This window comes from Centipeda periodontii DSM 2778, from assembly GCF_000213975.1.
Classification (GTDB): Bacteria; Bacillota; Negativicutes; order Selenomonadales; family Selenomonadaceae; genus Centipeda; species Centipeda periodontii.
On record NZ_GL892076.1, the window covers coordinates 1615119 to 1641627 of the forward strand.

Below are 26509 nucleotides of genomic sequence, written 5' to 3' on the forward strand. Positions count from 1 at the left end.
AGAGTATATTCGACGCTGCCGCGTTTTTCCCTTTTCACTGCATTCTTTTGATTTACAGACAAAAAACATTTGTGCTATACTCTTCTTGGGAGGGATGAAGATGAAGCCGAAGGAACGCATGTATATCGCCATCGATCTCAAGGCATTCTATGCCTCGGTCGAATGTATGGAGCGAGGACTGAATCCGCTGACCACGTATCTCGTGGTCGCAGATGAGAGCCGCACGAGCAAGACGATCTGTCTCGCGGTCTCCCCCGCCCTCAAGGCCCACGGCATCGGCGGCCGCCCGCGTCTCTTCGAAGTCATCCGTGCCGTGCAGCAGGAAAATGCGCGGCGAAAGTACCGTTCCCCACAGCGCACGCTTGTAGGTGAGACGACGGATGCCATCGAGCTCGCGGCGCATCCGGAGCTTGGCATCACCTATCATGTCGCTCCCCCGCGCATGGCGCTCTACATGGACTACAGCATGCGGATCTACGAGATCTATTTGCGGTACATTGCCCCGGAGGATATCCACATCTACTCCATCGACGAAGTATTCATCGACATAACGAGCTATCTGTATACAGAGAAAATTTCCGCACGCGACTTTGCAATGCGGCTCATCCGTGATGTATTGCAGGAGACGGGCATTACGGCGACGGCAGGAATTGGGACGAATCTCTACCTCGCAAAGATTGCAATGGACATTGTGGCAAAACATATGCCGCCCGATGCCAACGGCGTACGTATTGCGACACTGGACGAGATGAGCTATCGCAGACAGCTCTGGGCACATCGCCCGCTCACAGACTTTTGGCGCGTCGGCAGGGGATATGCACGCATGCTCGAAGAGAACGGGCTCTATACTATGGGCGATGTTGCACGCTGCTCGCTCGGAAAAACGACGGAACGCCATAACGAGGATTTGCTCTATCATCTTTTCGGCGTACAGGCAGAGCTGCTGATCGACCATGCGTGGGGCTGGGAGCCTGCGCGTATGGAGGACATCAAAAGCTACCGTCCGAAGTCGCATAGCACGCATATGGGGCAAGTGCTGCAAAATCCGTACACCGCGCAGAAGGCACGTCTTGTTGTCTGGGAGATGGCAGACGCCCTCTCCATTGATCTCGCGGAAAAACGTCTCACGAGTGACCGCCTTGAGCTAACCATTGGCTATGACATCGAGTGCTTGACCCGTCCGGAGATACGCAATCACTACCACGGACGCATCCGCACGGATCACTACGGGCGCCGCGTTCCGTGGCCATCACACGGCAGAGTGCTCATTGCACGTGGTGCATCGACACAGACGATCATGAATGCATTGACGGGACTCTTTGACAAGATCGTCAATCCCGCCCTCCTCATCCGACGACTGACCGTAGCCGCGCAGCATCTGATGACAGAGGAGCAGAGAGCCTCTGCCTCCGAGCAGATGAGCCTGTTCGGAGATGATGACGCGGCACAGAGCGTCCCAAGCCCTGCCGAAAAAACCGCGCAGGCAAAGGAAAAGGCACTGCAGGAGGCAATCGTCGCGATCAAGAAGACGTATGGAAAGAATGCCATCTTGCGCGGATCGAACCTCCTTGACGGCGCAACGGCACGTCTGCGCAACAGCCAGATCGGCGGACATAAAGCATAAGAACGGAGAGAGAAGACCATGCAGAGACGAATTGAGGACTATGCAGACATCATTGACCTGCCACGTCCCATCTCAAGATCGCATCCTCCCATGTCTCTGCGCGACCGTGCGGGACAGTTCGCCCCCTTCTCTGCCCTCACGGGACTCCATGCTGCCGCCGGTCGCACGGAGGAAGAAAGAGCGACGCAATACAAAGAATACAGCCCTCCCGAGCATACAGCTTGACAAAAACAGTAAAGATCGCTACAATACTATCCATGTCGGGATGTGGCACAGTTTGGTAGCGCGCATCGTTCGGGACGATGAGGCCGCAGGTTCGAATCCTGTCATCCCGACCATTTTCATAGATCAATGAACCGGAGCCCTTCGGGGGACACCGGCTTTTTTATTTTGGAGGTAAAAATATGGGAAACGAATGCACGCGGTGCAGTTGGGTCAAATTGGACGATCCCATCTATGTGAAATATCACGATGAGGAGTGGGGACAGCCCCTCCACGACGATCACGCACTTTACGAATTATTTATTCTCGAAACGTTTCAAGCAGGGCTGTCATGGGCGACGATATTGCACAAACGCGAGAACTTTCGCCGTGCCTACGAGGGGTTCATTCCTGAGCACGTCGCCGCATTCGATACAGCAAAGGTCGAGGAGCTGATGCAGGATGCGGGAATCATCCGCAATCGGCGCAAGATCGAGGCGAGCATCACAAACAGCCGGATCTTTCTCGAAATTGTAAAGGAATTCGGCTCGTTCGACCGCTATATCTGGGGCTTTACCGACGGAAAATCCGTGCGTGAAAGCTGCGAGCTGCGCACGACCTCGCCGCTCTCAGATGAGGTGTCAAAGGATCTCAAGCGGCGTGGAATGCGGTTCGTCGGTTCGACCTGTATCTACTCGACTCTGCAGGCGATCGGTGTCCTCGCCGCGCACACGGACGCCTGTGATTGGAGCAGGTCATGACGCGTACGGGGGATCCGCGCCTCGCCGCCCTGCGCGCGGCCTTCCCCTACACTGTTCCCATTCTCGCAGGCTTCCTCTTTCTCGGGCTTGCCTACGGCATCTATACGAACGTCTCTGGCTTCTCGTTTTGGTACCCAATGGCGATGAGCGCAATCATCTTTGGCGGCTCGCTTGAATTCATTGCGACAGCGCTTCTCTTGAGCCCCTTCGCGCCTCTTCAGACCTTTCTGCTTGCTCTTATGGTGCAGGGACGCCACATCTTCTACGGTATCTCGATGTTTGAGAAATATCGCGGCACGGGCTGGAAGAAGCCCTATCTCATCTACAGTATGTGCGACGAGTCCTTCTCGATCAACTACACGGCAAAGATTCCGCAGGGCATCGATACGGGCTGGTTCATGTTCTTTGTTACGCTGCTCAATCAACTCTACTGGGTTGCAGGTGCGACGATCGGCGGGCTCGTGGGTACGCAGATCCCCATCAATACCGAGGGCATTGATTTCGCGATGACGGCGCTCTTCGTTGTCATCTTTATCGAGCAGTGGCTGAATGATCCGCAGCATTACACAGGGATCTTGGGACTCGTGGCTGCGGGAATCGCGCTCGCCGCCTTTGGCAGGGACTCCTTCATGCTCCCGACCATGTTCATCATCCTCGCGGGCTGCCTTGCAGCACGCCCATTCATTGAGAGGAGGATGCAGGCATGACATTCACCGAGGCATGTATCACCATCGGACTCTGTGCCCTCGCGAGTGTGCTCACGCGCGCGCTCCCCTTCCTCCTGCTCTCAGAGAAGAAACCAACGCCGCCCATCGTGCGTTACCTCGGTAATGTGCTCCCCGCCGCTGTCTTCGGTATGCTTGTCATATACTGTCTCAAGGATACGAGCTTCCTCAGAGGGACGCACGGTCTGCCGGAGATTGCAGGCATTATCGTAACTGCGGCTCTTCATCTGAAATTTCGCCAAATGCTCCTATCCATTGGCGCGGGGACGGCGGTATACATGATACTGATACAATACATATTCATTCCATAAAAGGGGCTGTTGCACGAAACTAGAATATAGCGCCCCCCAAAAGTTAGGGAATCACTGATAAAATAGACCTTCAGATTGGCGTAGATTTTGCATCCGAACGAGGAAGCATACCGGATGCAGAGTGGTGTTCTGTAGAGGATCGAGGGCGTTGTGTGGGCAAAAAAGATGTGCTAAGATGGCAATGCTGAATTTATCAGTGCAGGCTTAGATTGTAAACTCATGTGTGAAACAGATGTGAAGCATCCGGAAAGCCCGATAATAAACGTGGTTGTTGAAATGCACCACATTTTCTTGTATAATGCGTTCAGTATTCACCGTTATGGGAATCATATCAATCCATAGGGGGACATTATATGGCACTAATTGTAAAAAAATTTGGCGGGAGTTCCGTGGCAACGCCTGAAAAGATCCGAAATGTGGCGAAGCGAATCCTGCGGGAGAAAGCTTTCGATGATCGCATCGTCATGGTTGTATCGGCCATGGGTGATACGACGGATGATCTCATCGCCCTTGCGGGAGAGGTTGTGGACACGCCTTATCAGTATACCCGTGAGATGGATATGCTCATGACAACAGGTGAACAGGTATCCATTGCTCTCCTTGCAATGGCATTTCGTTCCATGGGACACCCCGCCATCTCCCTCACTGGAGCAATGGTGGGCTTGCGGACGGACAGTGCGCATACGAAGGGGCGCATTCTTGGAATCCATCCGGAGCGTGTACATGAGGAGCTGGACAAGGGCAATATCGTTGTTATTGCAGGATTCCAAGGAACAGATGCGGCTGGAAATCCCGTGACACTTGGGCGCGGCGGTTCGGACACCTCTGCCGTTGCGATTGCAGGCGCGATCGGCGCAGATACCTGTGAGATCTACACCGATGTCGATGGGATCTATTCTGCAGACCCACGAATTGCAAAAGGCGCTCGCCGTATGCGCGAGATTACATACAACGAAATGCTTGAGATGGCGCGTCTCGGTGCAGGCGTCATGCAGCCACGCTCTGTGGAGATGGGGCAGCTCTACGGAATTCCCATTCATGTTCGCTCAACCTTTACTTCGGAACCGGGAACCATCATTAGGGAGGAATACACAGTGGAAGAAAAGTCCTTTATCATTCGCGGCGTTACTCATGACGAACACGTCTCCAAGATCACCGTTCTCGGTGTTTCCAACGTACCCGGAATAGCACACAAGATCTTCTCCGCACTCGCAGATGCAAACATTGATGTCGATATGATTGTACAGAGCATCCGCAGCGCAGAGTCCAATATGACAGATATGGTCTTCACCGTCGCCACAATCGACGCTGAGGAGGCGCGGATGGTGGTCGAAGGAATCTCTTCCGAGATTAAGGCATCTGCAGTCGCTGTTGACAACGACGTAGCGAAGATCTCTATCGTTGGCGCCGGCATGCTGGGCAATCCCGGCATTGCAGCTCGCATGTTCGGCGCGCTCTCCAACGCTGAGATCAACATTGAGATCATCAGCACCTCCGAGATCAGCATCTCCTGCCTCATTAAAGGCGGAAGTGTCAAGGATGCGGTCAACCGCATTCACGACGAGTTCTTCCCCACGGAGGCATAGGAATACCTGTATACACCTGCTTGTGCAGTGGACATAAACGGAACAAGGCGTTACTATACATAAGGAATTCTAAAGGAAGCACGGATCCATAGGAACCACTGATAAAATGAAGTCCGTCAGATTGGCGTAGATTTTTTCGTCCGATTGAGGAGGCAAACCGGACGCATAGCCAAAGCTATGTGGAGGATTTGCCGACGAAAAGCGGGCAAAAAAGATGCGCTAAGATGATGGTGCTGAATTTATCAGTGGTTCCTAAAGTTCTGCCGCTGTGTTGTGGGACTTTATTGTATCCGTGCTTTCAAAACAAAAAGGAGAGCGTATTTATTATGGCAGTACAGATGGCAGCATCACATGCAGCTTCGAGAAGACTAAAGGACGCGATTTTCGGTGCCAATGCAGCGTGCCGGGCAGCAATTGCAGAGTACGGTGAGGACCGTGTCGTGAACGCAACCATCGGCGCTGTGATGGATGACACGGGGAAACTCGCTCATCTTCCCACCGTCGAGCGTGTCTTTCGATCCCTTCCCATCGAGGATTATATCGCCTACGCACCAATTTCCGGACTGCCGGAATATCTTGAGGCGGTGATTGACATCACATTTGCGGGAAATCGTCCGGCAGGATATCTCGGTGCCATTGCAACCGCAGGGGGAACAGGTGCCGTGCGTACCGCCGTTGACAACTACGTGGAAAAAGGCGATCAGGTACTCACCTCGGATTGGTTCTGGGGAACATACAATGTCATCTGTCAGGAGCTGGGCTGCTCTGTAACGAATTTTTCGCTCTTTGATGAAGCAAATAACTTCAATCATACGGCATTTGCAACATCCGTTGATGTCCTTCTCAAGACACAGGACAGTCTGCTCATCATCCTCAACACGCCGGCACATAATCCGACTGGCTACAGCCTCTCCTCGGAGGACTGGGATCACGTATTGGACTGCGTCAAAAAACACGCGGCAACGGGAAAGAAAATATATCTGCTTGTCGATATTGCCTATATCGATTTTGCAGGCGAAAAATTTGAAACACGTGCCTTCATGCAGAAGTTCAGTAATCTGCCGGAAAACATCCTCACACTCTTCGCATTCTCCATGTCAAAAGCATATACCTTCTACGGTCAGCGTTGCGGCGCGCTCATTGCACTCTCCGCGAGCAAGACGGTCATTGATGAGTTCAACGAGATCAGCAAGTACGCAGCGCGTGCGACATGGTCGAACATCAATCGCGGTGCAATGACGCTTCTCGCACGCATTCAGCAGAATAAGGTTGACTATGCCTCCTACGAAACGGAGCGCGATGCGCTATATCGTCTCGTCCAAGAGCGTGGGGATATCTTTATGCATGAGGCTGCGGAATGCAGGCTCCCTACCCTGCCCTACAAAGGCGGCTTCTTCCTCGCCATTCCTGTAGCAAACCCACAGGCGGTCTGCGATTTGCTCCGCGAGGATCTCATCTTTGCCGTTCCCCTGAAAATGGGCGTACGTATTGCAGCTTGCTCCGTGCCCAGTACGAAGATGCGCGGCATCGCAGAAAAAATAAAGCACGTGATAGATAAAATGTAGGTGATGTTGTATAAATAAAGGAACCGGGGGGCACGGCAAAACAAGCGTGGAAAGCCTTGATATACAAGGCTTTCCACGCTATTTTCGTTTATTCGAGTTCAACTACGATGGGGAGAGCCTCCATTTCCCATTAGTATACTCGGAAAAGAAGCTTGAAAATCCTATCATTTGTCAACTCACAAAACATATGATTTGACGACGGAGCAACAATGTCGTATAATAGAAACAGAAAAGGTGCTATCGTGTAAACGGTCAGCCCTTATACATGCTTAACGAGAAACCCGCCGAAACTTGCCAGTGTCAGGCGGGTTTTCTTATGCCTTTAATGCAACGATACAAATCGTTACCATGAACACGAACGCCAGAAAGTCGTATAGCTCCATATTGATTATACCACATAGGACAGCACAACGCTGTCTTTTTGTTTTCTTAAATCAAATTGTAGATGAACTAAACATGCGTCCACGTAAACGCCTCGGCTATCGTACGCCCTATGAGGTCTTCTATAAGAAAACGTTGCACTTGACTTGACAATTCACGGGAATCACCGATAAAATGAAGTCTGCCAGATTGGCGTATATTTTTTCGTCCGAACAAGGTGGAAAACCGGACGCAGAGTAGTGCTCTGTGGAGGATTATCCGCCGAAGTGCGGGCAAAAAAGATGCGTCAAGATGGTAGTGCCGAATTTATCAGTGTTCTCTTTTATAAGGAAAGGCAGATTCTCATGAAAAAACTTCTACTGTTCCCCCTCCTCTTTGCGTTGCTGTTGTCGCTGTCGGGTGGACGCACGGCATATGCCTTTGCCACGGATCCCCTGCTGGACGGCATAGATGTGATGAGCTTCGCGGGTGAGATGAACGGTGCAAACAGCTTCGTCGCGATTTCTGCCTCGAAAGGCTGATATCGTCTGAGGACAGGAGGCTCACATTGAAGAATCTAATATTGCTGCTTGCGCTTGCTGTTACGCTTGGCGCATCCGTTCTCTACGCGCCGATACCGACGGCATCCGCCTCTGAAAACGCCACTGCCTTTATGCCCGTGATCGGGGCAGATAACGAAGTTACGCTGCTTGGCGTAAAAAAGGGACAGGTCACCCTACGCACGAACTCAATGGAAGTCGTGGAAATCTACGGACGATCTGTGATTCGAACGGTTTTTTCCTATCGCGCCGACAAGGAGCAGAAGGATCTGCACGGCATCGAGGTCCTGATCGACCCCTATCGCAGAGAATATTGCACGGGCTTCACCAATAATCGCTGGATGCCGATTACAGAATACAAGGGTGCGCCCGAAGACGACAAGAACTACGTGTACGATGGCAATTTCAAGATCAGTCGCGGCGATTTTGATGACGCCGTCTATGCCGCGCTCACCTACCTTGAAAAGAATCGCCCCGTCCTGATTGTGCAGGCGTGTGAACCAAACAGCAAAGAAGCACAGCGTTTGGCGGCTGAGAAAAAGGAACGGGAAGAGCGCGCGGCAACTACACGCCGCCAGAGGGAAGAGCGGGAGGCAGCCGAACGCCGCCAACGCGAGGAACGGGAGGCAGCCGAGCGAGCGGCACGCTTTGAGCGCATTGCTGCACCCATCATTGCGCGCGTGCAGGAAAAGTACACGCCCGACTTTGTCAGTACATTCCACTGGGAACAGTTTTCCACGGAGTCTGTGAACTATAGCAAGGTGCCGAAGCTCTCCGAGCTTCTCGGTCACGTTTTCCTGTTGACGGACTCCTACGGTATGCGGCTCGCTTATGATACGCATTCCTCCGAAGATGGCGATGTCGGGAGACTCCTCACACGGGAGACGGCGAAATCGGGGCTCGTTCACTTTGCCGTGTTGAATGAGTACGACGAGAACATTGTCGCACTGATGGACGATACGGGCGCGTTCCAAGGAAGCGACTACCAGAGTAAACCCATCGCCGTCCGCTTCTCCTCCTACAGCCATGAGACGAACAAATATGGTTGGGGCAAACCGAACAACATCATTTCGACGAACGGCTATGTGCTCGGTGATGCGAATATGGGCGAGAATTTCAACTACCTCACCACGGGCAGCGTGAGTCTGAGCATCGAGAAGACAGATCGGCCCGGCATCTATCACCTCGTCTACTATGTGACGACGATGGCGGATATAAAGAAGGGGCAGCAGATGCGCCGCGTTGGAAACTACTACGCGACCCTTGAACTGGTGAAATAAGGGAATCACTGGTAAAACATGTATTATTTCTTGTGTTGATATGTTTTAAGTGACAAAGGAGGCTTCCCCATGCAAAGAAAATGGCTTGCGGCGCTGCTGGCTGCCGCGATGCTGAGTATGTTTGCTGCAGGCTGCGGCGATGAGAAACCCAAGGCGGAGAAAATCCAAACGATCAAGGATGTCGATCTGCCGGATGCAGCGACGCTTGCCCTGCAGGATCGCATCCGGGCCCAGTATCAGGTGGAGGGCAACGGTACGAAACCTGCCTTCACCAAGGATTTTTTAGGACTCGGGGCGCATACGGGCGAGAAACGCCCCGTGAACCGCATGGTACTTTCAGGACTCTCGGCAGGGCATGCGACGATCGGCGGCATCAGCGTTGAGACGGTCTCCATTCGCCCATTCTTCGTGGAGAAGCAGGACAAACCCGATATTGAGCTGAAGATCACAAGCAAGACCATCAAAGGCTCCTCACCGAGCGCAACGAGTTACGAGGATCATTTCACCATCACCTATCGTGACAAGACGTTCGATCACGTCATCGGAACACGCGCAGGAGCAATCAACGGTGCCATTGTCCATGTGCCAGGGCGCGTCGAGATCACCCGCACGCCGGAGGACTATCTGCGCATCCAATACATTGCAAGCGACGGCAAAGAGGAAAAGGTCATCGACTCCATCGATACACAGGAGAAGATCTACGGCATCTTTGGCACTGTCTACAGCATCGGGCTGCACGGGCACATCGAGGCGTTTGAGTAAGGGGAGGCTTGTCATGAAAAAGATACTGACCGCGATGTTTCTCATTTTCGTGCTTGCCGCTGCAGGCTGCGGAGGAGACAACGCTCGCGAGATTAAGTTGGATAATAAGGAACTCACAGATAACACAGTCGCCGCAATGATCAATGCAGAGATTGCGGAGAATGCGGAAAAGAACGGTCTGGACAAGGATGCTCTCACGTTCATGAAGGTATCCGACATTCCAGGCGACCTCATTGGCGCGTGGCGCAGTCAGGCGGGGGTCGAAATCTACGTACGGAGGTTCGGTAGCAATCCGCCGGGCGAGTTCGCCATTGCCTTTGATAATGCGCGCTCCGAGCAGATAAAAAATGCCGTCTTTGTAACGCGTACGATTCTCGGGCTTATTGATCGGAAAAACGCGGACGAACTGCTTGCAAAGGCGCAGCTTGAGGATATCGGTGCGGAGCCGGTCGCGGAAACGGTCGGCGAGATCAAGCTGGAAAAGGCGGCGCTCAATCATGCAAAGCGGCGCAACGGTCCCGAGGAACTCGGCGTTCCCTTGACGGTCGTCATCATCAGTGTGAAGGATGCGCGGGATGATGGGTATTCGAAGATCAAGAGCCGCGCCGAGTCGATGGCACGTACGATGATCGAGGTGCGTTGGGATACTGCCGACCCGAATGGTCTCCTGTTTAACAACAAATACCAGTAGGGAACAGATAGTGTTCACCGATGGTGGACGCTGTTTTGTTATCCATAGAAAAAGAACATTTCTTAGCGAAATGTTCTTTTTCTATGGATACTGTTCTCACATTACATTGTGAGGCATAGTGTCAGCACCGGCGCATCGAAATCTGTTGGAAGACCGGTTCCATCCAATATGTGGAAATCGCTGAATTTGATCTCGCGGATTGTTCCCGTTGCCTCTGGGAATGCAACTGTGATGGTTGCCAGTTCACCTGCGAGGCGGTATACATGAGGCTGCGAGAATATATCATATTGGGGGAGGGCACCGGCAGGTACTTCGCCTGAATCTGTGACGGCAGAAATCCTTGGTGGTTGCACCCATCCAAAGCTGTAATTCGTCATGCTGTTGTTCTTGAACGAGAGGAATACAACCTGCTCACCGCTGAATGTCTTACCGACATTGCCGTGAATCGAGACGTTGCGCATTCCGCCTGAGACGATCTCAATGGATTTGATCGGAGTTACCTCGACAACGCCCATCACGAGCTGTTTCCAAACACCATTCTCATTTCGGAGAACCATAGTGCCGGACAAGGGGACTTGTTGTTTCTGCCCTTGATCCGTAAAGACAGCCGTCCCTGTGATGTCGGCTGCCATGAGTGCACCGCGCGTCTGTATGTTGGAGACTTGAATATTTTCGCGTTTTAGATCATTAGGTTGCGCTCTCTGCCCCTTTTTTATGAACGCTTTCCCATCGTGATCAGGCGTTGTCATTAATGCTGCAACGGATAAGGAATCCATTGCATAAACGTCTTCGACTGAAGTATTTCTATCTGCTGCTTTTTGCAGAATATCCTTGAAAACTTGTTCCGGATTCTCCATCTTTGCTGTCGTCGTTGCTGTATCCTTTGAGTCGCTCCCGCATCCGCCTAGTGGAATGAGCAACGCAAAAGCCGTAATGACAGCTGCCGCAACAGAATTCCATTTCCTCATAGATATTTTCCTTTCTGTGTCCATACAAAAGAAACATCCTTGCATTGTTGTTTTAATCCAATTCAAAAACTTTAGCAAGCAGGAATCCGAAAACATGAGTGTAAAATTCTGCGTCCAGAGCAATATTTTGGGGAAATGTTGAACTGGGAATATCATGCATCTTCGGCGACCAACAAAAAGCGCAGGAAATCTCTTCCCTACGCTTTCAGGTTTAACTTTTCGGGGGCACTACATCTCACTTCATACGGCAACCCCATTTGTGTTTTACGTTATTTCTCCACATTTTTTCGGCAAGAACACCGGATCATCTGTATCAGTAATCCCATCTCCTCAAGTCCGCGTCCTTTCTGTAGAGAGCAAACTCATACTGACCGCCATCGCCGGGCTTGGTTGCGATATAGGTGACAGAACCACCGCCCTGAAGGAGGTCACCTACATCACGATACGACTCGAGCGCCCCCGCAATAAAGCCGGGAAGGCGGGATCCACGACTGTTCTCATAGAGTCCGTTTGACCGCCTTTCATAGCGATCTCCATCGACCTCAATGACGTTCCGCCCCGCAAATGACATCTTCTGCGGATCGCCGATATCATAGACGGTGAATGTCCCGCTGCCTTCGTCGTAGTCAAACGACGCCACCTTTGCGGATTGGGCAATATCCTCGATCACATAGGTACCGCGCAGATCGGCCTCATCCGTTTGCGCGTGCGCGCGCGGCATACCACTGACAGCAAACACCGCACACAGCATGGCGAGCAGGATTCCCCGCGATAGGACATCAAACAATGATTTCATAAAAGTCCCTCCTATCCTTTCTATTACACTAGAAAGATAGATCAGGGAATCGGTACGCGACCCGATCAAATCTCTCAGATTAATATAACAAAAGAGTCCGTTTCTGTCAAATGAATTGCTGTGGAGGGTTCACTGTAAAATGAAATCGGACACATAAAAAAGTAGAACATACAGAATCAATCTGGTAAAATATCTTTGCACAAACACCACCAGGAGGTTCTGTATGTCCCACGCACATTCTACCACAAAACGCCGCACATTCAAACACTTAAACGCCTATCAGCGTGGGCAGATCGAGGCGATGCTGCGTCTTGGTGTTCCCAAGGTGAAAATCGCCAAAGACCTTGGCATCGCCCGCTCCACTTTGTACGAGGAAATAAAGCGCAGCACGGTAGCGCAGAAGCGTTCCGATTGGACGTACTACGAGCAATATAAGGTCAAAAGCATCGACCTGCGACAGAAGTACGCCGTCGTAAGCGCAAAGAGAAAAAGAACCATGACGACGGCAGGACGCTCGGTGAGAGTATTGACTGCCGTGACCCTATTGTTGACGAACGCTCCACCTTTGGAAATTGGGAACTTGACACCATCGTCGAGAAAAAGGGAACGGATCCTGTTCTGCTTGCCGTAGATGAACGTAAGAAGCGAAAGAGACACCTTGTAAAGATTCGTGCAAAGACCGCAGAGGCGGTTGCCGAAGGGCTTGCCAAACGAAGAGAGCTCTATGGGGCACAATTTTCACAGGTATTTCGTACGATCACCTACGACAATGGGAGCGAGTTTGCTCGTCTGCAAGAAGCTGTTCCGGAGGCGAAGGTATACTATGCTCATCCTTACGCCCCTTGGGAACGTGGAACGAACGAGAAGCAGAATGCACTCGTTCGGTATTTCATTCCGAAGGGCATGGATATGACGAACTTGAGCGAGGAAGAAGTGCAGCGCGTAGAGGATTGGATCAATACGCTGCCACGCAAAATTCTAGGTTATGAAACGCCACAAGAGCGCTTCGATGCCGCGCTAAAAAATCTTCGTCCATAAATTTTGATTCTGTTATTCTCGACTGTCCGATTTGATATTGCAATTTAGGGTTGCTACACTTGCAGAAACGTTTACACAAAAAACTTGACACTATCATTTCTGTCAACCACTTCATTTCTTCACCACCCAACTTGCTACATTCTGTTGACAATAAAATAATACGTTATATTTTTCTTGTTGCCAACATAATGTAGCAAATTATTTTAACATGCTATATTATGTTGCATATGATTGAAGTTGCTACAAATAGTTGACATAATGTAACAGGGGGTTGCAGATGAACAGAATGAAACTATTGCGTGAGCAACATAACCTAAGCCAAACAGATTTAGCAAAAATTCTAAATATAAGTCGACAGTCATATAATTTTTATGAAAATGAGAAACGGGATCCAGATACTACAATGCTGATCCGAATAGCTGATTTCTTTAATGTCAGCCTAGACTATCTACTGGGGCAAACAAACGACCCTTCTCCACTCATAAAAGAAAAGACTCCTTCCTATCAGGAAGAAGTCTTGCGTGACATAGAGGATATTACCCCGGAGATGGCAAGCGAGGTGCGGCAGTTTATCAACTATCTGAAACATAAGGAGGAAACTGCTGCGGGGGCTGTAGCGGGAAAAAAATAGTTCCTTTTATCCCGCGCCCTCCGGATTTACATAAAGCTTTTTAGGAAATAAGCCTCGAAAGGATTCATCATGAAGATTATGCTGAATGTCCCCTATGAAGAAAAAGAGCTTGTAAAGGCGCTGCATGCCCGATGGGACAAGGAATCAAAAAGCTGGTATATTCCAGACGGGATAGACTATCATCCCTTTCAAAAATGGATTGATCCTAAAATGTATCAATCCTTGAAAACTCCACTAAGTACAGATGATGTACTGCTTCAGTATCAAAAAATCGTGTCTTCCGCACTCGGCTCATTATTGGTTGTTGTCGTCGGTGATGTTTGCAGAGTCTTTTCCAGTGAAAATAACGTCTATACGAATTTCGATTTAACAAACGATCCAACCGCAAAGCAGCGTATCTATGTGTATGCAGATCAGAAATTGTATATTCCCTCCTTTGATACTCGAGTCAAGGTGACAGGAACACTCGGTGTTTACAAAGATAAACTTCAGGTCAAGGCATCTGACATCCGTCCGCTCGATGAACCTACTGCATTTAAGAGAACGCTCGCCCAATGGAAAAAAGATTATCCTTCAAGAAGCGGACTGCAGAAACAGAAAATTGAAACCCGATTCGGTTGTATTGGTGTGATTGCACCGAAAGAAAGCGCCGGATACAACGACTTCATAACACTTATCGGAGAAAAGTTCGAAGTAAAACTTTTGTCCGATGTGATGACTGCTGAGAGCATGAGTCAGCGCATTCAAGAGCTGGATCAAAAGGATTTGGACTGCATCTGCATCGTCCGCGGCGGTGGCAGTATCTATGATTTTTTAGACTTCAATCATCCCAAGCTGATTCAAACGATCTACGAAGCTCGCCACCCGATTGCAATCGGTGTGGGTCATTCTACGGATGAACTCGCATGTAATGACTACGCTGATCTTGCTTCGATTACGCCGTCAAAATTGGCAGATGACCTGATCCGTATAAAATGGAACTCCATCAACAAAAAGGAAAAGCCCCTCAATCAAATTGGGGGCACAAAAAAACCAAGCTACACCGAACTACTTGAGGAGAACGCTCATCTGAAAAGCGAGCTGAATCATCTCAAAGAGCTTTTTGAATTGGAAACGAAGAGGAAAAAAGGATTTTTCAGTAGATTATTTTCATAATCATGGGCTGGAAGTTGCCAAGAACTACCTTTCCAACTACTTCTGAATGTAGTACCAAATCGCACACGCTACTACAGCTTTTTGAGTGCTTGAAATAATCTCTTAAAGGTGCTATACTGGGGCTACAAAGATATAAGAATGATTGTCCATCATTCTACACCGCAAAAGCCCCCGCAGATTAGTCACCTGCGGGGGCTTTTGTTGCACCGTCTTGGATAGTCACTCCAATAGGCACAAGCAGAGATTAAGCTGTCGCTAACGGATACGATCGTAGATAAAGGCAGCAATCAAACTTGCCACAATACCAACCATCAAAGATATAAGGAAGCACTGATAAATTCAGCACCGCCATCTTAGCACATCTTTTTTGCCCGCTTTTCGTTAGCAAATCCTCCACATAGCTTTGGCTATGCGTCCGGTTTGCTGCCTCAATCGGACGAAAAAATCTGCGCCAATCTGACGGACTTCATTTTATCAGTGATTCCATAAGAATATCCACCGAAACACACCTCCCTCCACCTATCGCTAGATTCTGAGGTGCGACAGCAAAATGAGTATAACATAGACATCATACCAATGAAAGGGATGATCTCTTGTCCGTCCATAAAGACACGAAGCGCGGAACATGGTACGTAAAGATCAAATATACCGATTGGACAGGTGAAAAAAAAGAGACTACACGTCGAGGATTTGCCAAGAAAAAAGACGCGCAGCTTTTTGAGCAGGACTTCCATCGGCAGAAACAGGGTGCTCCATCCATGTCCTTTCAGGCTCTGTACGAGTTGTATATGACAGATATAAAACCGCGCATAAGACCTACAACCTATCGAAGCAAAGAATATATGTTCACCTCAAAGGTATTGCCGTTCTTCGCAAATTTGCCCTGCGATCAGATTACTCCTGCAAAAATACGGCAGTGGCAAAACGAACTTGTCAAAGGCGATTATCAAGAGACATACCTCCGTACTATCAACAATCAAGTTGCAGCCATCTTCAACTTTGCCGTAAATTATTATGGTCTACCAACTAACCCAGCAAAACGAGCAGGGATGATCGGAAAGAGTCATGCCGATGCAATGAGATTCTGGACGGTTGATGATTTTCAAAAATTTATCAATCACACCACTACTCCACTATACAGAATTTCTTTTTTAATCCTTTTCTGGACAGGGATGCGTGTTGGAGAGTTTTTGGCACTGACCCTGGAGGACTTTGATTTTGACAAAAATTTGATACACATAACCAAAAGCTACGCACGGCTAGATAACAAGACTATAATCGGCCCGCCTAAGACACCAAAGAGCCGTCGTGATGTCAGCATCCCTGCATTTCTTGTCGATGAAGTCCAGCAGTTTATCCAAGCGCAGCATTCAATCAATCCAAACGCACGATTATTTGAAACCGGTAAACATGGATTATCTTATGAAATGAGGCGTGTAGCTGCACAGGTTGGCATAGAGAAAATTCGCCTTCATGATCTTAGGCACTCTCATGCCTCCTATCTCATTCACCGAGGAATACCGATCATAGCGATTTCACAACGCCTCGGTCATGAAAAAATCGAGACTACACTACAAACCTACGCTCACCTGTATCCGCAGGAGCGCGATATGATCATTGACACCATCGAAAGCGATCCTGCAACAAAAGGGGTCAATCGGGGGTCACAGAAAATAAATAAGCGCAGAGAACCTTGAAATATAAGGATCTCTGCGCTTATTTTTGTTTATTCGAGTTCGATGGTCGCGGGCGGTTTGCCTGTGCAGTCGTAGAGGACGCGGTTGACGCCGCGGACTTCATTGACAATGCGTGTGGTGACTCTCGACAGGATTTCCCACGGGAGCTGTGCCGCCTCTGCCGTCATGAAATCACTGGTCTCGACCGCACGCAGAACGATGGCATAGTCATAGGTTCGTCCGTCACCCATGACGCCGACGGAGCGCATATTGGTGAGCGCAGCAAAATACTGCCCGAGATTCTTTTGGAGACCGGCTTTTGCAATCTCCTCACGGTAGATGGCATCCGCCTCCTGCACGATATGAACCTTCTCTGCCGTTACCTCGCCAATGATGCGGATGCCGAGCCCCGGCCCCGGGAACGGCTGGCGATCGACGAGATCGTCCGGAACGCCAAGCTCGCGTCCTGCGGCGCGCACCTCGTCTTTGAAGAGGAGACGAAGTGGCTCAACAATCTCTTTGAAATCCACATGGTCGGGAAGTCCGCCGACGTTGTGATGCGATTTGATGACAGCGGATTTGCCAAGCCCGCTCTCAATAACATCGGGGTAGATCGTTCCCTGCACGAGAAAGTCCACCGCACCAATCTCATGTGCCGCTTCCTCAAAGACGCGGATAAACTCCTCCCCGATGATCTTACGCTTTGCCTCCGGCTCCGTTACCCCCTTGAGTTTGGCATAAAAGCGATCACGCGCGTTAATACGGATGAAGTTGACATCATAGGTGCCGGATGTTCCGAAAACGGCTTCCACCTCATCCCCCTCGTCCTTACGCAGAAGACCATGGTCGACAAAGACGCAGGTGAGCTGGCTGCCGATCGCTTTGGAGAGCAGAACGGCGGCCACGGAGGAGTCGACACCGCCCGAGAGTGCACAGAGCGCACGTCCCGTCCCAATCTTTTTACGCAGTTCCTCAATCGCCTTCTGGACGAAGGAATCCATGCGCCACGTTCCCATACATTTGCAGACATGATAGACAAAGTTCCGCAGGATCTCCGTTCCATGCTCTGTGTGCATGACCTCGGGGTGGAACTGGACCGCATAAAGCCCTTCCGCCGGATTCTCCATCGCTGCAATCGGGCAAACAGGCGTGTTTGCCGTTGTATGAAACCTCGTAGGAAGTACACTGATATAGTCCGTATGGCTCATCCAGCAGATGTTTTTTGTGGGAATACCGTCAAATAGAAGGGAGGCTTTGTCCGTGATGTCGACCTCTGTCTTCCCATATTCGCTCGTAGGTGCAGTCTCGACCCTACCGCCGCAGAGATGCGCCATAAGCTGCGCGCCGTAGCAGATTCCAAGCACCGGTATCCCGAGCGAAAAGAGTTCCTTTGGTGCGGTGACAGCTCCCTGCCCATAGACGCTGTTCGGCCCGCCCGTCAGAATGATGCCGCGCGGCGCAAGTTCTCGAATGCGGTCTAGCGACAGCGTATGTGGATATACCTCACAATAGACATGATTCTCACGAACGCGACGTGCAATGAGTTGATTGTATTGCCCGCCGAAATCCAGCACTAAGATCATCTCTGCGGCATCGGATCTGCTCATAATGGAATTCCTCTCTTGTATTATTCTTCTGGATCTTGCGTAAAACTCCGTACGGCAGCATGCGATACATCGACTGAAAATCCCTTTTGATAGAGATTTGCCATCATCTTTTGATACTTGTCCGTCGGTTTATACTTCATTGCGAGTACGCGCTCCGCTGCAGAAACCTCACGCTCAAAGGTATCATCCGGTACGACACTCCATACGAGATCATGATCGAAGCCGCGCTGCATGAGCTTCGCACAGATCTGGTGGACGGAATTCCGGCTGTCGTTGTAGAGATACATGAACTGCTGGGTACAGAGGTCAGTATCGTCAAGATAACGTTGCTCGATGAGGCGCGCTATGGCGGCATGGATTTCCTCTGCCGGAAACCCCTTGCGCGTGAGCTTCTCACGCAGTTTCTTTTCGCTGTGCGCCTGTCGTGCAAGGTAATCAACAGCTGTCATGAGCGCTGTTTTATTTGCTGCTTTTCGTGAACGCTTCTCCTCTTGATCGTGGGTGTCGTTCATTCATCCATCTCCGGAATGCTCTCTTCTGCAGGTTCCTCCTGTTCTTCCTCCGCAGAAAATTTTTTCGATGTTGATTTCTTCTTCGGCGTTGCTCCTTCGACAAGAAGTTTCGTACGAATCTTCTCCTCGATTTCGGCAATGAGTTCTGGTTTCTCCTCTAGTGTCTCCTTGGCATTTTCCTTGCCCTGACCGAGGCGTGTTCCCTCATAGGAATACCATGCACCGCTCTTGTTTACGATGTCCAGCTCGACGCCCATGTCGATAATGCTGCCGAGACGCGAAACGCCCTCACCGTATATGATGTCAAACTCTGCCGTCTTAAAGGGCGGCGCAACCTTGTTCTTGACAATCTTCGCACGTGTACGGTTGCCGAGGGACTCGGTTCCCTGCTTGATCGAGTCGGCGCGCCGGACATCGATGCGCACAGACGCGTAGAATTTTAGGGCGCGACCGCCCGTTGTCGTCTCGGGATTGCCATAGGTAACGCCGATCTTTTCACGCAGCTGGTTGATAAAGACGGCAACGGTACGGGTCTTGCTGATAATACCCGTAAGTTTTCGCATTGCCTGACTCATGAGTCGCGCTTGGAGTCCGACAACGGAAGAACCCATATCCCCCTCGATTTCGGATTTTGGCACAAGTGCTGCGACGGAGTCCACAACGATGATGTCGATGGCACCGCTGTGCACAAGTGCATCCACAATTTCGAGAGCCTGCTCGCCCGTGTCCGGCTGCGAAATCAGGAGATCCTCGGTATTGACGCCAAGTTTTCGTGCATACTCCGGATCCAGCGCATGCTCTGCATCGATGAATGCAGCAAGCCCTCCCGCCTTTTGCGCTTCGGCAATCATGTGGAGTGTGACCGTCGTCTTGCCGGAGGATTCGGGACCGTACACTTCGATAATACGCCCCCGCGGGATGCCGCCGACGCCGAGCGCAATATCGAGCGGCAGGATACCGGTCGATATCACCTCAATATTCATATTTGCCTTGGCTTCACCGAGACGCATGATGGCTCCTTTGCCATGGGTTTTCTCAATTTGCTTGAGTGCATTCTCCAGAGCCTCTTCACGCGTCATCGGCTTATCTCTTTTACTGTCCTTCTTGGTATCCTTCTCTGCCATATTGTGCACTCCTTTAATCTTCTATTCTCTTCCCAATTATACGAAAATCCCCGCGCCTTTGTCAAAAGGAATGTACGGGGATTTCACCATGTTGGACATTTACTTCAAAAGAGAACGAACAATTTCATTCACCAGCTTACCATCGGCACGGCCTTTCACACGAGGCATAAGGACACCCATAACCTTGCCCATATCCTTCGCCGTTGTCGCGCCGACTTCAGCGACAGCGGTCTCGACAATCTTCTTGATCTCATCTGCACTGAGCTGTTCGGGCAGATACGGCATCAAAACGGCAATCTCTGCCTCTGTCTTTTCCACAAGATCCGAGCGCCCGCCGCGTTCGAACTCCTCAATGGAGTCACGGCGCATCTTCACTTCCTTGGTAATTACACCGATGATCTCGTCATCGCTCAGTGTCTTTTTTCCGTCGATCTCTGCTTGACGAACAGCACCGCGCACGAGCCGGATGACAGAGAGGCGCTCCTTTTCTCCTTGCTTCATAGCTTCTTTCATATCAGCGGTGAGTTTTTCCATCAATGACATAGGTTTTCATCCTTTCAAAGAAGTATTAAAGATAGAAAAACATCCGTGGCACACAGCGTCCACGGATGTTTCTTTGCAATCAGCCCCTGTATTTGCGTTTACGCGCTGCCTCAGACTTCTTTTTGCGGCGAACGCTCGGTTTCTCGTAATGTTCACGCTTTCGAACTTCGGCAAGAGTGCCGGCCTTCTGTGACATACGCTTAAAGCGGCGGAGAGCACTGTCGATCGACTCATTCTTGCCGACCTTGATTTCATTTGCCATGCATTTCCCCTCCCTCCACGCGCGGAGTAATGTTGCACCGATAAATGATGCAAGCACATTATACCCCATAGAGATAATCCGTGTCAATCGCGTAATCAAATTTTCACAAAACACCTGAGGATATCATCAACTGTTTTCTTGAACATCTATTTATACATAGTATGCAATGATAAAAAATTTTTATATTTTATATTGACATTACCTCTCAGTGTGCGTTATGATTTTGTTCGTGAGTTTTCCAACTCACAAAATGTTCCAGTTGCGTTAAATAAAGGAGACCTGTTACCCATGCACAGAACAACAAAGATTCTATCTCTCCTGCTGCTTGTCGTTTCCATTGCCCTCGTCGGCTGTGGCGGAGCGAATCAGACGGCAGAAAAGAAAACGGCAGAGCCGTTCCGTATTGTGACATCATTCTATCCCATGTACGTTGCGACCATCAACATCACCGACGGTGTGGACGGCGTTGAAGTCTATAATATGACGAAACCCCAGACCGGCTGTCTGCATGATTATCAGCTGATGACCGATGATATAAAGACGCTTGAGAAAGCGGATGCCTTTGTGATCAATGGAGCAGGCATGGAGGATTTCATGGACAAGGTGACCGAGCAGCAGAAGAAGCTGAAGGTCATCGATGCCTCGCTCGGCATTGAACTCATTCACGATGATGAGGGGGACAACCCTCATGTTTGGCTGAGTGTTACGGATGCCATTCAGCAGGTGCGCAATATTGCCGATCAGCTGAAGGAGGCTGATCCTGCACACGCAGATGCATATGAAAAGAATGCTGCAGCATACATCGAAAAGCTCACGGCACTCAAGAGTGAAATGCACGCGGCGCTCGACAATGTTCCGCACAAGGATATCGTTACGTTCCACGAGGCATTCCCCTACTTTGCAAAGGAGTTCAACCTGAACATCATCGGTGTAGTAGAGCGTGAACCGGGGACGGAACCGACCCCGACAGAGCTTCAGGAGACGATCGAGCAGGTCAACGCTCTTCCGTCTAAGGTGCTTTTCACGGAGCCGCAGTACTCCCCTGCTGCTGCCGAGACCATTGCACGCGAAACGGGTGCTAAGATCTACACCTTAGATCCTGTTGTGACCGGCGAAGCGACGCCAGCGGCAAAGAACGCCTATATCGACACGATGAAAGCGAATATGAAGATACTGCAGGAAGCCTTGCAGTAAATTTCAAATTTCCCCAACGTAAAAGACGTCCGCGGCGAAAGCCTGTGGACGTCTTTTACGTTTGCAGGAGAAACTATATTTCATATGAGATGAAGAATGAGCGTCTTACGATATCTTATCCTTTTTTCGACGTTCGTGGAAAAATCGTCGGATAATCTCAGCACATTCATCCGCCAGGACGCCCGCACGCATTTCCGGTTGATGGTTCAGCGCGGGACATCCTGTGATATTGAAGAGCGATTCGCAGGCTCCTGCCTTTGTGTCTGTACTTCCGTACACAACACGGCTGATTCGGCTCATGACGATTGCGCCGGCGCACATTGGACATGGTTCGATGGTAACATACAGTGTCATTCCCGTGAGACGCCATCGACCAAGACTCCGGCAGGCACGCTGAATGGCAATCAGTTCGGCGTGTGCCGTTGCATCATGCTCTGTTTCACGCAGATTGTATCCACTGGAGATAACTTCTCCCGCCTCATCCAAAATAACGGCACCGATCGGAACTTCGCCAAGCGCATATGCGCGTTGCGCCTCCGCCAGTGCCAGTCGCATGCCATAGGAATCATCCGGCATGGGGCAGTTTCCCCTTCATATCTGAAATATCAGCTTTCCCTTGATAAAACAGAGATTGTGTAGGACGACCGACCTCCAAATGATACGCACTGTTTGAAGAGGCGTTTTCCGACTGACGTTTTTTTCTCTTTTCGACTTCATCATCAAAAATAGAAGCAAATGTCTCGCCCTGTTCGCGCTCCTCAAAGCCTTTTCTCCGCTCAAACAATTCATCCTTGTTAAAACGAAGGCGCTTGATCCGCATCACTCGTTCAATACGTTCTACCATTGCTGACACCTCCCATCGGTATTGACATACTATTCTATCTTATATCAATAATATCGTTTTCCTGCGATGGAACTTAAACAAAAAAGGCAGGATTTATCACAATATAACGTGACATAACACTGCCTTAATACGCTCTCATATGAATTTTGATGTCAGCCCGGCGGCCATGTGAGTGAACGTCCGCCGAGAAGATGAAAATGGAGATGTCCGACGGTCTGTCCGCCATCCGCTCCCGTATTCGTCACGAGTCGGAAACCACTCGCATCGATATTGAGACTGCGTGCAATCTCCGGCACAACCTCGATCAGAATATGCGCAGCCAAATCCCGATCCTCTGCCTTAAGTGCAAGAACGCTTTCGAGATGCTTCTTTGGAATGATGAGAACGTGTTCCTGTGCCTGCGGATCGAGATCGCGGAATGCGAGCACCTGATCATCCTCATATACCTTTGTGGATGGAATTTCCCCCTGTGCAATCTTGCAAAAGATACAGTCTGCCATTTGATTCACTTCCTTTCGATGTACTCAATGAAATAATTCGTGAAGAATATGTTTATTCCTGCTCTTTTCAAAGGTCTTTCCGAAAATATCACGACTTTGTTAGAACAGTGATTGACAGTGTAACGATCTATTTGGTAGAATTAACTCGCAATTAAATAAACTTGTTTTCCGAGCAAAAATATCTAAGGGCGCAGTGCCTATGATATTTCGCCTGAGCAAGCATTTTATGGAATGTTTACGCTCACAGGGTTATCGCAGAAATGTGGCAGCCTTCCCGTATTGAAAAGGAAAACGACAGGAACGGACTGCTATTTTTATGTGCAGGGACTGTTTGTCGTGCGCTTTGTACGGGAAACAGTCCCTTTTTTGTGTGTATGGTGAACTGAAAAGGAGAGGTATTGATGAAATGAATACAGAAGTACCAGACAGCCCTTGTGGCGGCAATTGCGGCGGGGTTTGTGTTCCTACCGCAGGTATATGCCGCTGACTCAGCATATAAGACCGATGCGATCACAGTCGAGGCTGAGGACGTTGACAAGTATCTTGTGACGACGAATACAATCACAGAGCAGGAGATTGCGGAGCGCGGCTATCGCAACCTCGCCGACATCCTCTCGCAGGTACCGGGACTCTATATGGCACCGGCGGATAAGAACAGCAAGATGGTGCGTATTCGTGGCGCAGAAGTCGGACAGACAAAAGTCTACATCGACGGCATCCCTGCATTCCCTCTCAACGGAATTGCATCAAATGCTGCGGCTGATCTCTCTACGATTCCCGCAGACAGCATTGCAAAGGTTGAGATCATCAAGGGACCGGGACCTGTCAAGTATGGGACAGACTATAAGGGCGGCGTTATTCTTGTGACGACGAAGGACGGCAACGGTGCGGGGAAATTTCGCCTGAGCATTGCGGGCGGTTCCCATCATACCTATGATATGCACCTTTGTTACAGCGGCAGTGATAAAAATATCAGCTATACTCTGAATGCGTCAAAACGTCATACGGGTGGTTATTTGCCAAATTCTGCAAATGACAAACTGTATTTTGACGGGAAGATCAAGTTCAAGATGAGTGACAAATCCTTCCTGATGCTGAGCGGATATTACTCCAATATGGACAGTGAGATTTCCAATAGCGTCGATCCAATTACAAGGAAGACACTTATTGCCAATATCAATTGGAGTTTAGCGCAAAATATTCCAAATGCGGTAAAAAGGAACAACAAGGCCAACAACTGGCATTACAAGGGATTCAAACAAACCAACATAGCTCTTCAGTATGAGAGCCGTCCGAGTGATAAGTGGCAATATGATGTTAAATACTATCATCTCATTGACGAGAACAACCTTTGGGTGCATAACCTTTCTACAAGTGAAGGAGGAAGCATCTCAAGTTATAGCTACGCCGCTCTGGAATGGTATCGCAGTGGTTGGTTCTCCACAGGAAATGGTATCGAGACAAATGCCTCTGCCGCACTCGGCAATAAACATCAGCTGAGTTTTGGCGCAAAATATATCAAGCTCGATTGGCATACAGATGAGAACAACACAAATTTGAGTGATAAGGGAACGGATAAGCGCACAGGATTCTATATCGAGGATGCATGGAGTTTCAATGCAAAGACTCGAATGACGATCGGTGTGCGTCACGAATCACTGTCACAGGATGCAAACAACATAAAGAGTACGGACCACGCCATCGATCCCGTTCTCAATATCACACATGATTTGACGAAGTCGGATACGCTACGTTTCTCTGTCGGTCGTACACATGTTTTTGTTCAGGCAAAATCCGCAGCGACAAATATTCGTGCGAATGTGCCTGTGCCGAAGCCGGAACGTGACCGTAATTTTGAGTTTGGTTGGAAGCACCGTTTCAGTCCAAAATCAGAACTTGATCTCGCTGTATTCTACACAGATGTTACGGATCGTATTGTTCGTCTCGTACGCGGCGGTCCGTATTACAACGTCGATCAGACAAAAATTCGCGGCGTAGAGTTCGGCTATCAGCACAAATTTACACAGAACTTCTCCAGCTTTGCCAATTATACGTGGATGAGTGCAGAGGACAAGGCAAACGGAAAAACAACAGGTGCTACAGGGATTCCCCATCAAATATTTAACCTCGGTCTGACCTATCGTGAAGGAAAATGGCGTTCGACGCTTCTTGGACGCGCGGTAAGCGGTTGGACGAATGGCAGTTCTTATCCGAACAGTACCGGATATTTTACAGCGGATCTCGACCTGCGCTATGAACCGCAGACGGATCTTGGCGTTTTCCTGCGCGTCAATAATATCTTTAACAGGGATTATCAGGACAAGCTCTATCATCCGGCAGAGGGAACAAACTTCCTGCTAGGTGTGGATATGTCATTCTGACGCACGCCGAAATACAAGACACAGAGTTGCCGTACGTTCCGAGAATGTACGGCAACTCTGCTGTAACTATGCGAAATTCTTCTGCGGAAGGACATCCGCCATCTTGCCGCAGCTCGCAATGTCCGTTCCATATCCATAGTGGACGAGATCGGCAGCAAGGGCGGCATCGGTCACGGTGAATCCCGAAAGTCCGTCTGCCCCGTAGTCAAAAAGGCATGGATGCATCGGCACAGAGGGACCAACAAGGACGGTCACAGCATTCCTTGAGAGTTCCAAGAGGCGCGGCATGGTCTTGTTGGCAAAGGTCGCCCCCGTCATAAAGACAAAATCCTGTTGCGGCAGGAGGAACTCAGCCGCCTCGGCTGGATAGTCCCCCCACTCCGGCTGCATCTCAAGGATGGATAGGTCGCAGATCGGTTCCCACTTCTTTTGGAAGTTCGGAAAATGCCCAACGACAGCAACCTTCTTTCCGCGAATCTGCTCCGTATACATGGCGAATGCTTCCAGTTTCTTGCGCTCATCCAGTGTCTCAGCGGATGCATCCTCACCGTGAAACCCCTGCATCACCTGTACTTTTGACGGCTGATTGTAGTAGGCGTTGATAGCGGCCGTGGCGATGGATGCCTCCTGCCCCTGCCACGAGCGCACATACTCCCCCGCCTCACGAAGGGAGCAGCCGAGAAAGCTCTCCTTGCGCAGACGCGGGCGGCTGTAAGCTGGGATCGTCATGCAGACGCCAACGAGATCACCGGCACGGACATACGTCCACGGGCAGCTGACGACATAGCCATCGATGCAAATATCCTGCGGCAACCCTGCGATGATCTCATCGTAAAGATTCCAGTAGTTCAC

At 50.0% G+C, this 26509-nt stretch carries 27 protein-coding genes, 1 tRNA gene, 2 pseudogenes and 1 riboswitch; of the genes and pseudogenes, 18 read left to right on the forward strand and 12 right to left on the reverse strand.

The window, feature by feature from the left end; all coding sequences use genetic code 11:
- The first annotated feature begins 94 nt into the window (after positions 1 to 94).
- The 12 genes from HMPREF9081_RS07245 (at position 95) to HMPREF9081_RS07295 (ending at position 10426) form a co-directional block, all read left to right on the forward strand.
- Positions 95 to 1624, forward strand: a complete 1530-nt coding sequence (locus HMPREF9081_RS07245) for a Y-family DNA polymerase (protein ID WP_006306462.1) — start codon at positions 95 to 97, stop codon at positions 1622 to 1624.
- An 18-nt stretch (positions 1625 to 1642) separates the two neighbouring features.
- Positions 1643 to 1849, forward strand: a complete 207-nt coding sequence (locus HMPREF9081_RS13230) for a hypothetical protein (RefSeq protein WP_006306463.1) — start codon at positions 1643 to 1645, stop codon at positions 1847 to 1849.
- Between the two features lie 36 nt (positions 1850 to 1885).
- Positions 1886 to 1962 (forward strand) — tRNA-Pro (locus HMPREF9081_RS07250).
- A gap of 66 nt (positions 1963 to 2028) precedes the next feature.
- Positions 2029 to 2586 carry a DNA-3-methyladenine glycosylase I gene (locus tag HMPREF9081_RS07255; protein ID WP_006306464.1) on the forward strand — a complete coding sequence of 186 codons (558 nt, stop codon included), beginning with the start codon at positions 2029 to 2031 and terminating at the stop codon, positions 2584 to 2586.
- Entirely contained in the window at positions 2583 to 3293 is a 711-nt protein-coding gene (locus HMPREF9081_RS07260) for an AzlC family ABC transporter permease (protein WP_006306465.1), read from the forward strand. Before HMPREF9081_RS07255 ends, HMPREF9081_RS07260 begins: the two co-directional genes overlap by 4 nt.
- Positions 3290 to 3622, forward strand: a complete 333-nt coding sequence (locus HMPREF9081_RS07265; protein ID WP_006306466.1) for a branched-chain amino acid transporter permease — start codon at positions 3290 to 3292, stop codon at positions 3620 to 3622. Before HMPREF9081_RS07260 ends, HMPREF9081_RS07265 begins: the two co-directional genes overlap by 4 nt.
- Before the next feature lie 353 nt (positions 3623 to 3975).
- A complete protein-coding gene (locus tag HMPREF9081_RS07270; RefSeq protein ID WP_006306468.1) occupies positions 3976 to 5208 on the forward strand; it encodes an aspartate kinase in 1233 nt (410 codons plus the stop codon).
- 326 nt (positions 5209 to 5534) lie between these two features.
- Positions 5535 to 6773, forward strand: coding sequence for an aminotransferase class I/II-fold pyridoxal phosphate-dependent enzyme (locus HMPREF9081_RS07275; RefSeq protein WP_040394764.1), 1239 nt, complete (start codon positions 5535 to 5537; stop codon positions 6771 to 6773).
- Positions 6774 to 7498: 725 nt separating this feature from the next.
- Entirely contained in the window at positions 7499 to 7675 is a 177-nt protein-coding gene (locus HMPREF9081_RS13855; protein WP_154647297.1) for a hypothetical protein, read from the forward strand.
- A gap of 26 nt (positions 7676 to 7701) precedes the next feature.
- Complete coding sequence (locus HMPREF9081_RS07285) at positions 7702 to 8973, forward strand: hypothetical protein (RefSeq protein WP_006306472.1); 1272 nt, start codon at positions 7702 to 7704, stop codon at positions 8971 to 8973.
- A 69-nt stretch (positions 8974 to 9042) separates the two neighbouring features.
- Positions 9043 to 9735: a hypothetical protein gene (locus HMPREF9081_RS07290; RefSeq protein ID WP_006306473.1), complete on the forward strand. Its 693-nt coding sequence runs from the start codon at positions 9043 to 9045 to the stop codon at positions 9733 to 9735.
- A gap of 13 nt (positions 9736 to 9748) precedes the next feature.
- Positions 9749 to 10426, forward strand: a complete 678-nt coding sequence (locus tag HMPREF9081_RS07295; RefSeq protein WP_006306474.1) for a hypothetical protein — start codon at positions 9749 to 9751, stop codon at positions 10424 to 10426.
- A 101-nt stretch (positions 10427 to 10527) separates the two neighbouring features.
- On the opposite strand, the gene HMPREF9081_RS07300 is transcribed toward HMPREF9081_RS07295, so the two are convergent.
- Together HMPREF9081_RS07300 and HMPREF9081_RS07305 are read right to left on the reverse strand one after the other, a co-directional pair.
- Entirely contained in the window at positions 10528 to 11394 is an 867-nt protein-coding gene (locus HMPREF9081_RS07300; protein WP_040394771.1) for a hypothetical protein, read from the reverse strand.
- Between the two features lie 313 nt (positions 11395 to 11707).
- Positions 11708 to 12190: a hypothetical protein gene (locus HMPREF9081_RS07305; protein ID WP_006306476.1), complete on the reverse strand. Its 483-nt coding sequence runs from the start codon at positions 12188 to 12190 to the stop codon at positions 11708 to 11710.
- Between the two features lie 223 nt (positions 12191 to 12413).
- Between HMPREF9081_RS07305 and HMPREF9081_RS14815 the strand changes: the two are divergent.
- The 3 genes and pseudogenes from HMPREF9081_RS14815 (at position 12414) to HMPREF9081_RS07320 (ending at position 15014) form a co-directional block, all read left to right on the forward strand.
- Positions 12414 to 13228 (forward strand): annotated as a pseudogene (locus HMPREF9081_RS14815) (IS30 family transposase).
- A 277-nt stretch (positions 13229 to 13505) separates the two neighbouring features.
- Positions 13506 to 13859, forward strand: coding sequence for a helix-turn-helix domain-containing protein (locus HMPREF9081_RS13250; protein WP_006306479.1), 354 nt, complete (start codon positions 13506 to 13508; stop codon positions 13857 to 13859).
- Positions 13860 to 13928: 69 nt separating this feature from the next.
- Positions 13929 to 15014 carry an exodeoxyribonuclease VII large subunit gene (locus tag HMPREF9081_RS07320; protein WP_006306480.1) on the forward strand — a complete coding sequence of 362 codons (1086 nt, stop codon included), beginning with the start codon at positions 13929 to 13931 and terminating at the stop codon, positions 15012 to 15014.
- Between the two features lie 322 nt (positions 15015 to 15336).
- Here HMPREF9081_RS07320 and HMPREF9081_RS14820 read toward each other — a convergent pair.
- Positions 15337 to 15447 (reverse strand): annotated as a pseudogene (locus tag HMPREF9081_RS14820) (secretion protein HlyD); the annotation flags it as partial.
- Between the two features lie 160 nt (positions 15448 to 15607).
- On the opposite strand from HMPREF9081_RS14820, the gene HMPREF9081_RS07325 reads away from it, so the two are divergent.
- On the forward strand, positions 15608 to 16711 hold the full coding sequence (locus HMPREF9081_RS07325; protein WP_006306481.1) for a site-specific integrase: 1104 nt from the start codon (positions 15608 to 15610) through the stop codon (positions 16709 to 16711).
- A 29-nt stretch (positions 16712 to 16740) separates the two neighbouring features.
- Here HMPREF9081_RS07325 and guaA read toward each other — a convergent pair whose 3' ends face one another.
- From guaA to rpsU, 5 genes are all read right to left on the reverse strand, one after another.
- A complete protein-coding gene (guaA, locus tag HMPREF9081_RS07330) occupies positions 16741 to 18297 on the reverse strand; it encodes a glutamine-hydrolyzing GMP synthase (RefSeq protein ID WP_006306482.1) in 1557 nt (518 codons plus the stop codon).
- Positions 18298 to 18317: 20 nt separating this feature from the next.
- Entirely contained in the window at positions 18318 to 18809 is a 492-nt protein-coding gene (locus tag HMPREF9081_RS07335; protein ID WP_006306483.1) for a regulatory protein RecX, read from the reverse strand.
- Positions 18806 to 19933, reverse strand: a complete 1128-nt coding sequence (recA, locus tag HMPREF9081_RS07340; RefSeq protein ID WP_006306484.1) for a recombinase RecA — start codon at positions 19931 to 19933, stop codon at positions 18806 to 18808. The genes HMPREF9081_RS07335 and recA overlap by 4 nt, the downstream gene beginning before the upstream one ends.
- 99 nt (positions 19934 to 20032) lie before the next feature.
- Positions 20033 to 20476 carry a GatB/YqeY domain-containing protein gene (locus HMPREF9081_RS07345; RefSeq protein WP_006306485.1) on the reverse strand — a complete coding sequence of 148 codons (444 nt, stop codon included), beginning with the start codon at positions 20474 to 20476 and terminating at the stop codon, positions 20033 to 20035.
- 79 nt (positions 20477 to 20555) lie between these two features.
- Entirely contained in the window at positions 20556 to 20738 is a 183-nt protein-coding gene (gene rpsU, locus HMPREF9081_RS07350) for a 30S ribosomal protein S21 (RefSeq protein WP_005841552.1), read from the reverse strand.
- Positions 20739 to 21026: 288 nt separating this feature from the next.
- On the opposite strand from rpsU, the gene HMPREF9081_RS07355 reads away from it, so the two are divergent.
- Complete coding sequence (locus HMPREF9081_RS07355) at positions 21027 to 21932, forward strand: metal ABC transporter substrate-binding protein (RefSeq protein WP_006306487.1); 906 nt, start codon at positions 21027 to 21029, stop codon at positions 21930 to 21932.
- A gap of 105 nt (positions 21933 to 22037) precedes the next feature.
- On the opposite strand, the gene tadA is transcribed toward HMPREF9081_RS07355, so the two are convergent.
- The 3 genes from tadA to HMPREF9081_RS07370 form a co-directional block, all read right to left on the reverse strand.
- Entirely contained in the window at positions 22038 to 22508 is a 471-nt protein-coding gene (gene tadA, locus HMPREF9081_RS07360) for a tRNA adenosine(34) deaminase TadA (RefSeq protein WP_006306488.1), read from the reverse strand.
- The gene (locus HMPREF9081_RS07365) at positions 22498 to 22776 is read right to left on the reverse strand and encodes a hypothetical protein (RefSeq protein ID WP_006306489.1); all 279 of its coding nucleotides are present in this window, start codon (positions 22774 to 22776) and stop codon (positions 22498 to 22500) included. Before HMPREF9081_RS07365 ends, tadA begins: the two co-directional genes overlap by 11 nt.
- 152 nt (positions 22777 to 22928) lie before the next feature.
- Positions 22929 to 23276, reverse strand: coding sequence for a histidine triad nucleotide-binding protein (locus HMPREF9081_RS07370; protein WP_006306490.1), 348 nt, complete (start codon positions 23274 to 23276; stop codon positions 22929 to 22931).
- Between the two features lie 154 nt (positions 23277 to 23430).
- Positions 23431 to 23582: riboswitch (molybdenum cofactor riboswitch) on the forward strand.
- 128 nt (positions 23583 to 23710) lie between these two features.
- Between HMPREF9081_RS07370 and HMPREF9081_RS07375 the strand changes: the two genes are divergently transcribed.
- Positions 23711 to 25657, forward strand: coding sequence for a TonB-dependent receptor (locus tag HMPREF9081_RS07375; protein WP_006306492.1), 1947 nt, complete (start codon positions 23711 to 23713; stop codon positions 25655 to 25657).
- Positions 25658 to 25723: 66 nt separating this feature from the next.
- Here the strand turns inward: HMPREF9081_RS07375 and HMPREF9081_RS07380 are convergent, their stop codons facing one another.
- Positions 25724 to 26509 (reverse strand): Rossmann-like domain-containing protein, encoded by a 786-nt coding sequence (locus HMPREF9081_RS07380; protein WP_006306493.1) that lies wholly within the window; start codon positions 26507 to 26509, stop codon positions 25724 to 25726.